Origin of the sequence: Bacillus sp. JJ1532, assembly GCF_036965085.1 — a bacterium.
In the GTDB taxonomy this organism is placed as follows: domain Bacteria; phylum Bacillota; class Bacilli; order Bacillales; family Cytobacillaceae; genus Cytobacillus.
This window is the reverse complement of the sequence record NZ_JBALOW010000003.1, coordinates 174,099-183,756: the sequence shown is the minus strand read 5'-3', so window position 1 is coordinate 183,756 and position 9,658 is coordinate 174,099. Positions and strand designations below refer to the sequence as shown.

Genomic DNA, 9,658 nt, shown 5'->3' with positions numbered 1-9,658 from the left:
GGACAGGTTTTCTAGTTTCACGCATTTCCTGTCCAATAACCTCTCCTTGTTGGGAAGGTTCGTTTCCTGTCCAATAACCTTCCCACAAAAAAAGCCGCTCCCGGACATTCATCCAGAGGCGGCTTTTCCTAAAAAATTTATGCTTGTATCTTTAATTTTTCCCTTAGCTCTTCCACATAGTGCTGAACACTTTGTGCGGCGATGCTGCCGTCTCCTGTTGCGGTTACGATTTGACGGAGCTGTTTTTCACGAATATCGCCCGCTGCGAAAATGCCTGGAACCTTTGTTTCCATGTTCTCGTTCGTTTCAATATATCCGTTTTCGTTTGTAATCCCAAGATTTTCGAAAGGCTTCGATAGTGGAAGCATACCAACGTAAACAAACACACCATCTGCTTTGTATTCTTGCTCTTCGCCTGTTTTAGTTGACACAAGAGTAAGGCTTCCTACCTTGCCGTCCTTCTCGTTAATTTCCTTAACCGTATGACTCCAGATAAATTCAATTTTATCATTGTCGAAGGCACGCTTCTGTAAAATCGCTTGGGCGCGAAGCTCATCACGGCGATGGATAATCGTTACCTTTGTAGCAAAGCGAGTTAAGTAGACGCCTTCCTCAACCGCTGAATCTCCGCCTCCGATTACGACAAGCTCTTTCCCTTTAAAGAAAGCACCATCACAAACCGCACAATAAGAAACGCCGCGGCCGCCTAATTCCTTTTCGCCTGGGGCACCCAGCTTCTTATACTCGGCACCGGTTGTAATAATCACAGCGCGGGCTTTGTATTGCTTAGAGCCTGCCACAACAGTTTTATACTCTTCCCCATCGATAATTTCCTTAATATCGCCATATGCATATTCTGCACCAAACTTTTTAGCGTGCTCAAACATTTTCGTTGATAGATCTGGACCTAGAATATGATCAAAGCCCGGATAGTTTTCAACCTCTTCTGTGTTTGCCATTTGCCCGCCTGGAATACCGCGTTCAATCATCAGGGTGGACAGGCTGCCTCTAGATGTATATACAGCCGCGGTCATCCCAGCTGGGCCCGCTCCGATTATAATAACATCATAAATTTTTTCTTCAGACACGTTGCTTCACTCCTTCAATAAAATAGCCTACTTCGACATATATTCGGCTATATCAATTAGACATATTTTTATTATAGCCTTCCTACATTCATCCTATAAAAATTAGGAGAATATGTCTAAATATCTGCTCGTGAAGAAGTAATTGTTTTCAGAAGCTTCACATACTTGCCCAAAGTGGAGGACGAGATTCCGTACTTTTCAGCTATGTGCTGCTGAGATCCTTTTCCCTCTCTCGCTTTGATCCAAGTATATTCAACAGCTGCTGCCCATGCTGCATCATTTTTTATGAGCTGATTTTGATTAATGGCCTCAACAAAAACGGTAAACCACATTAGAAATAATCCTGCTTCGACCGTGCCAATCGGGTGGTAGTCCTTATACAATAACGCGGCAACATCATGAATGGGGGTTGATTTTCCTCCCTTACGGATAAAGGATACATATTCCCTCTCCAAATGGGAGAATTTAAAGTTTTGATTCATTTCCTTTGAAGCCAGCAGTTGTTCTTTTCCATCTGACATGGCCGTTAAGAACAGGGCCAATAGACGCTCTTCAATATGTTCACTATCCAGCTTTTTAAGGATGGAAGCATGATGATTTTCAAATCCGCTTTTTTGCGCCTTTTCATCATTCCAAGGCTCGAAGCCAGCTTTATCTGGATTTAATTCAACCGCTTTTTCCCAGGCTGATTTTGCGATTTGTTCTCTCCCGGTAAAATGGGCAGCATAAGACAGCCAATAATAAAAAGCCCCATCTCCATCAAAGCCTTTTTTCTGAAGCCTTCTAAGCCAAGAAAAAGCGGATTCGTACTCGCCAATTAATGCTAGTGTGGCCCCAAGCTTAAATTGGTGCTCAATGGATAAGGGATTAATTTTTTTCAGGACCTCTTTAAGCACCTTTACTTCCTTATAATCCCGCTCGTAAAAGGCAAAAACAAGCTTGTTACACAAAGCATGCAGGTTCCCTGGATTTTCTTCAAAAACCTTGTCTAGAATATCAGCAGCCCTTTGAATTTCACCGAGGTAAAAATACGCAAGGGCCAAATTGTTATAAGCCGACCAATATTCGGGATATTCGTCTATGACAGAGTTCAGAATTTCAACGGCTTTTGGAAAATGACCAGATTCCAACAGTTCTCTGGCCTCCTCCTGTTTCGTAATGAGATCATCCTGCTCGTAAAGCTTCTCATCCATATCTTCCGCTTCCATCGTCAGCAATTCGAGAAGATCAATCGTTTCCTCGGCAAATTCTCCATCCTCGTCTAAATCCATATATATATTCGCATGGTGATAAGCATCCTTAAAGTAACCTAGATGAGCATAGTTATTGGCAAGAAAATAATGGCATTCCACCATATCCGCATCAAGCTCTTCAATAATTTCCAGAAAAAGCTTATTCGCCTGCTGGTACTCACCTAATTCCGAACAAATAACAGCTAATTGGCAGACAATCATGGGCTCATAGGGCTCTAGCTGTACCGCGCGCTGTAAATATTTTTTTGCTTTGTAAAGATCCCTTTTGTGGTAAGCCTTCAAGCCTTTTGCAAAATAATACTCACCTGTCGGGTTAAATAATAGTAATTTTCCTGTTGTTTGTCTTGCTTTAGAGTCTTTGCTCATGAAATCCTCCACTTTCTTATTAACTCAAGTAGTATATCACAAGAACAAGCTGTTGGAGAAGGGATTGGAGAATATTAACTTATTTAGAAAGCCCCTCTTATGAAGTGCTTATTTAAGTACAACAAGGTAAACCTTTGCATACAAATAGCAATAATGCCTTATATGAAGGTAATAAATTGTAACATGCATTTTTTTGAAAATTTTAAAGTAATTTCTAATTGTATCTGTTATTTTATTTTTATACGAATGATCTAAACATGAGGTGTGACATCATGAAACGAAATGTAAGGATACAGGGAATCGGGTCCTATTTGCCGAAACGGTTAGTAACGGCTTCAGAAATTGATCAAATGATTGGTGCAGAGGATGGCTGGTCGGAAAAAAAATCTGGGGTGAAGAAGCGGCATTTTGTTAAAGATGAAACGGCTTCGTTTATGGGAGCGGAAGCAGCTAAGCTTGCTCTACAAGACGAACATATGTCCTTTTCCCAAATTGCGCAGGGCTATTCAAGACATTGAATACACGTTCTTCTATAATAAGCATCTTCCGCTGAAATCAAGATGGATTTGGGCATTTTTGAAAGGATTGATGGACTGGGTTGTCGAACCGATGGCACGGAGGATGAAATTTTAACGGTGCTTAAATTTGGAAATCCATCATATTAATGCGATATTTTCGTTAGAACCACCCCATTGTCTTGACTGCTAACCACTATTCATTAGGTTAATTGGAGGATAGATGGATGGATATACGGTTCCGAGCTATACAAGTATCTTCAAGTAAACGGGATGGACAGTGGAGGATTATCATCATTGCCTGAGGACGGAAACCAGTACGAAATATTAACGAACATTAGTGATATGATAGTATCAATATATCAACGACTTTCTGGATATTAATCTATTCAAGAATTAAATGAGGAGCAGACTTCACACCTGCTCCTCAACTGCAGATCCCTTTTCAGCATCTACTGCATTATACATATGCTGTTTTTTTGCTAAACTGAATCACAGGAGAGGACTCTTCCTGTATCAATGATAATATCACTTTCCTGAACAAACGTGTCTCCATCTTCATCTACTAGATTGATTCCTCTAATAAAAACATTGGCAGCACCGTCCACACCTAATCCAAACGAGGATAATACTGATTCCCCACTGAATGTTTCACCATCCGTTGTTCCTGTTGCGGAGGTTTGTAAAAACTCCGATTCTTCCCCAAATCTACAAGATGGGGCTGCAACAGGTTGAGATGTAAAGCTGAAATTATTTTCAACGTTTACATCATCCCTATATGAAAAATTGATAAAGCTTTCATTTAGTTGGCAGTTAGAACAAATATTTGCATTTATTGTTATCGTGCCTGTGTGCTCAACTCCGTTAATTCTAACATCTATAGGGATTATTGTAGCAGTCGCAACCCCATTGCAAGTACATCGCCGAATTCCCACCAATTCACCTCTTTTCTGTACAAGATGCTGTATGGTATTCAGAAACAAGTAATGATGATTGGACAAACTCTATACGGTTGAACTAATCCGGCCAGAATAACTTGCCCGTCCTTTATAATACTTTTACATTATCGCTTTGTTATGACTATTACTCCGCCACAGTGAGAAAGCGGATAAAATTCACAATTACAATCATTCTTTAATGATGAATGGATCTCATTAAACACAAAATAACATTCATCATGATCCCAGTAATCAATACTCTTTCGCCGGCATTCTTCAAGATTCTCCCTTGTTTCAAAAGATATATCGCCAATAAATAACTTACCATTTTCTTCAAGAACGGATAGCAGAGTTTTTATGAATGATATTTTTGCTTCGTCTTTTAAATGATGCAATGTATACGTGCTTACAATTGTTTCATATTTATTATTTTGAAACTCAGGAGGAATTCCATTTGAAATATCCCATTCTATTAAATTTGCTTTCGGCATTTTAGATTTAGCAATTGAAATCATTTTTGATGAAAAATCTAAGCCATCTATTTGATGTCCATTTTCATATAATTTACTTGTCAATACTCCTGTCCCAAACCCAATGTCTAAAACTTTAGAGTTCTTTTTTTCATGACTTCATTAAAAATAGTGTTAAGAATCTTTTTGTAGCCAGCGAAAGGATAGCGGTTAGTTTCTTCACTAGCCTGAACCGTCTTATCATAATTATCCACCCATAAATTAAATCCTTAATTGTTTAACATGAATGCCCCTCCAAAAAGTTTTATTAAATTACGAGCATTCAGTTTAATCAAATGGATTACTCGTATTAACCCCAGTGAAATTCAATTTCCTCCCAATAAAATTCGCTTGGACTGGAACAAAATTTAATTCCCTTGACCAAACAGAAAGTTGACCAATATGATGAATTTCGTGGGCGACAATATGGTGTAAAATTTCATCAGTTGTATACTTGTCATGGTCCCATGGAACACTCACAATATCATCCTTTATATAGCCAATATTTGTCTCTAAAAAATCTCTTATTTCCTTTCGCAGTTCATCCGAGAGAGATTTAACCTTTTGAAGGGTATCGTAATCACTAAACTTGAATACTCTATCCTCTTTTTTTTGAATCCCCCTTACCCAGCTATATTCCACATCAATAACGTGAAAAAGTGTATATAGTATACTTTCTACACCCCCAACACGTTTTTTATTTAACTCCTCTGCCGTCAGCTGCTCACACCAATGAAACCATTCATCTCTTATCTGCCAATTGTATTCAAAGAATTTCCTTATTTTAAACACCTCGATCTATTTCCTCGCTCTCTAATAGGGATTTGCTTTTCAATCAAAAATTCCTTCTTTTTGAATGTCATTCATTACGGCATAATTGCCCAGTTGCGTAGAATCAGCACTTTTCAGTAATTTTTTATTCAAACTTTCTAAACGACAAAAATCGTTCCCCAAAAAATTAAGGAAACGCCATTCTACACCATATATTATCTTGATTTATCTACAAACACTTTTTGGTGAGTGTGTTGAAAAAAGTTAAATCTTATTCAATAGAAGGTTTTGCTTTTCTCTCGAATATACTCGTAAAGTTTTTTCTATAATAAAACATCAAATAACCATGAGCGATGGTTAGCACTACTGCTAAAAGGAGTAACGAATGGTCCAGAAACAAATGAAGTAAGAAAATGTTTACTACGATTGGGGATAAAATTGCAATGGCCAATGGGGTGAATTGATTGAATAAGAGTAAAATTCCACATATAACCTCTAAAGATTTTTCCACAATTAAAAGATATTTAAATTCGAATAATGCCATGGCTTGAGGACTTGTTGGTACAATTGGATCTAATCCAAAGATAACAGCATAACCATTTAAACCTGCCCCCAAGAAAACAACACCTAAAAAATATCTGCTTACTTGCATAAGGATTTTATTCAATTTGCGCACCTCCTAGTAAAGTGTATTCGATTTAAAACAATATAGGCTTCACAGTTACCAAAAGACCGCCACCTATATAAGTAAACCGTTCAGTTTTGAGGTGCATTTCACAAAAATGACAATAAAAATAGGGTGAAAACTGACAACAGTTTTGACACACCTTTTTTATTGTTTATAGAGTTTTTTGACACTGTAAATCTAAAATGTCTTATTAAGCACTTGTGAATTGAACAAGACACATAAATAAAAGATTCAATTATTAACTTCGTTTTTGTTCTTTTTAGTCCTATATAATAGAATAGCTGAGAAGATGATTACAATTGCTCCGATTATCCCAACTAATATGGCTATCGGTTGCGACATAATAGGGAATCTCGATAATGCTACTAATATTAACCCTAAAACAAGCAAAATTACATTCTTTGTGTCTCTACTCATTTAATACACCCCCTATAATTACTATTTCGCAAACTTAATTTACGTTATATTTAATGTCCTATTTTACAATCATTATTCTTTAATTTTATTATGTCATTTCATCTGTCAATTTTCTATAAAGTTTTAAAAACCTTTATAGAAATGGAAATCGGCACAGGTTAAATCCTGTGCCAATTTCCATTTAATCAAAATGCACCTCAAAACGGAACCCTATACTATATAAGGATCCGTCTTTTTGTTCGCACTAATTTAAAGGAATCTCTGGTGTCTCAACTTTTGGAAGCTCGCCGCTCAAGCTCTCTAAGAAAGCAATAAGTGCATTAACTTCACTTTCAGTTAAATTTAAAGGACTCATTTGGACACTTTTATTCGGATGGTCCCCTCCGCCTTCATTATAGTATTGGACAACGTCCGTTAACGTTTCTAGGCTTCCGTCATGCATAAACGGTGCAGTATGGGCAACACCTCTTAAACCGGAAGTTCTAAATTTCCCTTTATCTTCTTCTTTCCCTGTTACATTGAAACGGCCATCATCGCCGGACATCCCTAAATTATAATAGTTATGATCTGATAATAATGGTCCTGCGTGACAAGAAATACATCCTGCTTTTCCGACAAATAATTTCATTCCATCTTTTGCATCAGCACTAATTGCATCTTCTTCCCCTTGAAGATAACGATCAAATGCCGTATCGGAAATAACAATTGTCCGTTCAAATGCAGCGATAGCCTTTGCAATATTATCAGCTGAAATTTTATCATTAAAAACCGTGTTAAATTGCTCTACATATGTAGGTACACCATTTAATTCAATAACTAATTCATCCAAGTTTTGGTTCATCTCGACTTCAGATTGAATTGGACCTAAAGCTTGTTCTTCTAAACTACCTGCTCGCCCATCCCAGAAATTAGCTGCATAATAGCCAGAATTGATGATTGTTGGACTGTTTCTTGGACCTTTAAAACCTTCAAAACCAATAAACTTTTCCATTTCATCCCCGAAGCCTGCTCCTGGAGCATGGCATGACATACAGCTCTGTACGTTGTTCCCGGATAGTTGTGGGTCATAATATAACGTCTTTCCTAACTCTACTTTTTCATCAGTCATTGGATTGTCTGCTGGAATCGGCATCTCACCTAATGGCTCGAACTTCGCTTTCGCTGCCTCTAGCTCTGGGTCTTTAACATCTTCTTTCACTATTGCATCTTTGTTAGTGTCTTCCGGTACTGCCGCACCTTCATTCTTGCTACAAGCGCCAAGGATTGCAAGAAGTAACATGACTAATAAAACATAGCTAACTTTTTTCATAAAAATGCCCTCCTATATTTCACTTTGCGAAATTGGAAGTTTAGGGTATTTTTTCCTCCAACTTCAAATTAATTATATTATTAAAATTATTCTTATTTACTAGTCATTTTCGAAAACATTGTGACATATTTCACAATGTTACGTTTGCCCGTTATTTATATTGAAAACATAATTAAATCAAAATTACTCTTAGTAGGTACAAATAATGCAAAGGGCAATAAATCTTGTGGAAAACGATTCTATCGTAGAAAAACACCAGTGACTTCGGAACAATCAAAGAAAAGCTCCTGCGATGACTAATCACAGAAACTTTCCTTTTTATCCACCCCCGAAGAAAAGCTATACTAAAAAAACCAAATCATTATGTGATTTGGTCTCCTCATTCATACCCTATATATGCGCTTCCTCTATTCAGCTGATTTCTTTTCATGTCTTTTATCCAAAACACTCAACACTTCTTTAAACGGAAGCTCCTGCTCTCTAAGTAAAACGAGTAAATGATAAAGCAGATCGGCCGCTTCCCATTTTAACTCTTCTTTGTCGCGGTTTTTCGCGGCGATGATGACCTCAGCTGCTTCTTCTCCAACCTTTTTTAAAATTTTATCTACGCCTTTTTCAAATAAATAAGTCGTGTAGGCTCCTTCAGGTCGTTCCGCTTCCCGCTCTTTAATCAATTTTTCAAGAGACAAGAGAATGCTATAATCTGATAGGCTGCCAGCAGATTCGCCCGATTGATAAAGGCTCTCCTCAAAACAGCTTACTGCCCCAGTATGGCAAGCAGGTCCAGCTGGAGCTACGAGCAACACAATCGAGTCTTTATCACAGTCAAATTTCATTTCAACAATTCGCTGGGTGTTCCCGCTTGTTGCTCCTTTATGCCAAAGCTCCCGTCTAGAACGGCTGAAAAACCACGTTTCACCTGACTCGATTGATTTTTCAAGAGATTCCCGGTTCATGTAAGCTAATGTCAAAACTTCGCGTGTAGTCGCATCCTGAACGATTGCCGGGATGAGGCCTTTTTCATCAAATGATAGCTCCTCGATATTCATCGGACAGGCACTCCTTTTTCCTTTAAATAAGCCTTCACTTCAGCTACTGACGTTTCTTTATAGTGAAAAATTGAAGCAGCCAACGCCGCATCTGCTTTCCCCTCCACAAAGGCTTCGGCAAAGTGCTCCGCGTTTCCTGCACCTCCTGAAGCAATAACCGGAATCGTCACCGCTTCACTAACGGCTTTTGTTAAAGCAAGATCAAACCCATTCTTCTCTCCATCTGAATCCATGCTTGTTAGCAAGATTTCGCCAGCACCAAGCTTAGCCACTTCCTTCGCCCACTCGATGACTTCCCATTCGGATGGCGTCCGGCCCCCGTGAGTATATACACGCCATGATCCAAGCTCTGGATCGTACTTGGCATCAATCGCGACAACGATGCATTGTGAACCGAAAAACTCGGCTCCCTCTGTAACCAAATTCGGATTGTTAACCGCAGCTGTATTCAGAGAAACCTTATCTGCCCCTGCTCGTAAAATTCTTTTCATATCCTCTAATGAGTTGATGCCGCCGCCAACTGTAAACGGGATCGCCAATTCAGAAGCAACCGCCCGAACGACCTCAACCATCGTTTTTCGGCCTTCAACGGAAGCAGATATATCTAGAAAAACAAGCTCATCAGCCCCTTGCTCATCATAAAAACGGGCAAGCTCCACTGGATCACCTGCATCACGAAGCTGCACAAATTGAATTCCTTTCACAACGCGGCCCTCTTTTACATCTAGGCATGGAATTATGCGTTTTGTCAGCAT

11 protein-coding genes are annotated in these 9,658 nt (G+C 38.7%); 1 reads left to right on the top strand and 10 read right to left on the bottom strand.

What is annotated here, in order from left to right:
* Window positions 1–137 precede the first annotated feature (137 nt).
* Window positions 138–1,088 (bottom strand): thioredoxin-disulfide reductase, encoded by a 951-nt coding sequence (gene trxB, locus V7122_RS02250; RefSeq protein ID WP_335525677.1) that lies wholly within the window; start codon window positions 1,086–1,088, stop codon window positions 138–140.
* A 116-nt stretch (window positions 1,089–1,204) separates the two neighbouring features.
* Complete coding sequence (locus V7122_RS02245) at window positions 1,205–2,707, bottom strand: tetratricopeptide repeat protein (protein WP_335525676.1); 1,503 nt, start codon at window positions 2,705–2,707, stop codon at window positions 1,205–1,207.
* Between the two features lie 272 nt (window positions 2,708–2,979).
* Between V7122_RS02245 and V7122_RS02240 the strand changes: the two genes are divergently transcribed.
* Window positions 2,980–3,225 (top strand): hypothetical protein, encoded by a 246-nt coding sequence (locus tag V7122_RS02240; RefSeq protein WP_335355286.1) that lies wholly within the window; start codon window positions 2,980–2,982, stop codon window positions 3,223–3,225.
* Between the two features lie 479 nt (window positions 3,226–3,704).
* On the opposite strand, the gene V7122_RS02235 is transcribed toward V7122_RS02240, so the two are convergent.
* The 8 genes from V7122_RS02235 to hisF all read right to left on the bottom strand — a co-directional run bounded on the left by V7122_RS02235 (window position 3,705) and on the right by hisF (window position 9,658).
* Window positions 3,705–4,157, bottom strand: a complete 453-nt coding sequence (locus V7122_RS02235; RefSeq protein ID WP_335355285.1) for a hypothetical protein — start codon at window positions 4,155–4,157, stop codon at window positions 3,705–3,707.
* A 128-nt stretch (window positions 4,158–4,285) separates the two neighbouring features.
* Complete coding sequence (locus V7122_RS02230) at window positions 4,286–4,735, bottom strand: class I SAM-dependent methyltransferase (protein WP_335525675.1); 450 nt, start codon at window positions 4,733–4,735, stop codon at window positions 4,286–4,288.
* Between the two features lie 222 nt (window positions 4,736–4,957).
* Window positions 4,958–5,452 (bottom strand): DinB family protein, encoded by a 495-nt coding sequence (locus tag V7122_RS02225; protein ID WP_335344030.1) that lies wholly within the window; start codon window positions 5,450–5,452, stop codon window positions 4,958–4,960.
* A 259-nt stretch (window positions 5,453–5,711) separates the two neighbouring features.
* Window positions 5,712–6,107: a hypothetical protein gene (locus V7122_RS02220; protein WP_335344024.1), complete on the bottom strand. Its 396-nt coding sequence runs from the start codon at window positions 6,105–6,107 to the stop codon at window positions 5,712–5,714.
* Window positions 6,108–6,359: 252 nt separating this feature from the next.
* Window positions 6,360–6,545, bottom strand: coding sequence for a hypothetical protein (locus V7122_RS02215; RefSeq protein WP_335344023.1), 186 nt, complete (start codon window positions 6,543–6,545; stop codon window positions 6,360–6,362).
* Between the two features lie 244 nt (window positions 6,546–6,789).
* A complete protein-coding gene (locus V7122_RS02210) occupies window positions 6,790–7,854 on the bottom strand; it encodes a cytochrome-c peroxidase (protein WP_335525674.1) in 1,065 nt (354 codons plus the stop codon).
* A gap of 407 nt (window positions 7,855–8,261) precedes the next feature.
* The gene (hisIE, locus tag V7122_RS02205; protein WP_335344021.1) at window positions 8,262–8,903 is read right to left on the bottom strand and encodes a bifunctional phosphoribosyl-AMP cyclohydrolase/phosphoribosyl-ATP diphosphatase HisIE; all 642 of its coding nucleotides are present in this window, start codon (window positions 8,901–8,903) and stop codon (window positions 8,262–8,264) included.
* Window positions 8,900–9,658: an imidazole glycerol phosphate synthase subunit HisF gene (gene hisF, locus V7122_RS02200; protein WP_335344020.1), complete on the bottom strand. Its 759-nt coding sequence runs from the start codon at window positions 9,656–9,658 to the stop codon at window positions 8,900–8,902. Before hisF ends, hisIE begins: the two co-directional genes overlap by 4 nt.

Excerpts from the sequence above, each read along its gene's own strand:
- V7122_RS02245 (WP_335525676.1), bottom strand. The coding sequence starts at position 2,707 with ATGAGCAAAGACTCTAAAGCAAGACAAACAACAGGAAAATTACTATTA.
- V7122_RS02240 (WP_335355286.1), top strand. The coding sequence starts at position 2,980 with ATGAAACGAAATGTAAGGATACAGGGAATCGGGTCCTATTTGCCGAAA.
- hisF (WP_335344020.1), bottom strand. The coding sequence starts at position 9,658 with ATGCTGACAAAACGCATAATTCCATGCCTAGATGTAAAAGAGGGCCGC.
- V7122_RS02215 (WP_335344023.1), bottom strand. The coding sequence starts at position 6,545 with ATGAGTAGAGACACAAAGAATGTAATTTTGCTTGTTTTAGGGTTAATA.
- hisIE (WP_335344021.1), bottom strand. The coding sequence starts at position 8,903 with ATGAATATCGAGGAGCTATCATTTGATGAAAAAGGCCTCATCCCGGCA.
- V7122_RS02210 (WP_335525674.1), bottom strand. The coding sequence starts at position 7,854 with ATGAAAAAAGTTAGCTATGTTTTATTAGTCATGTTACTTCTTGCAATC.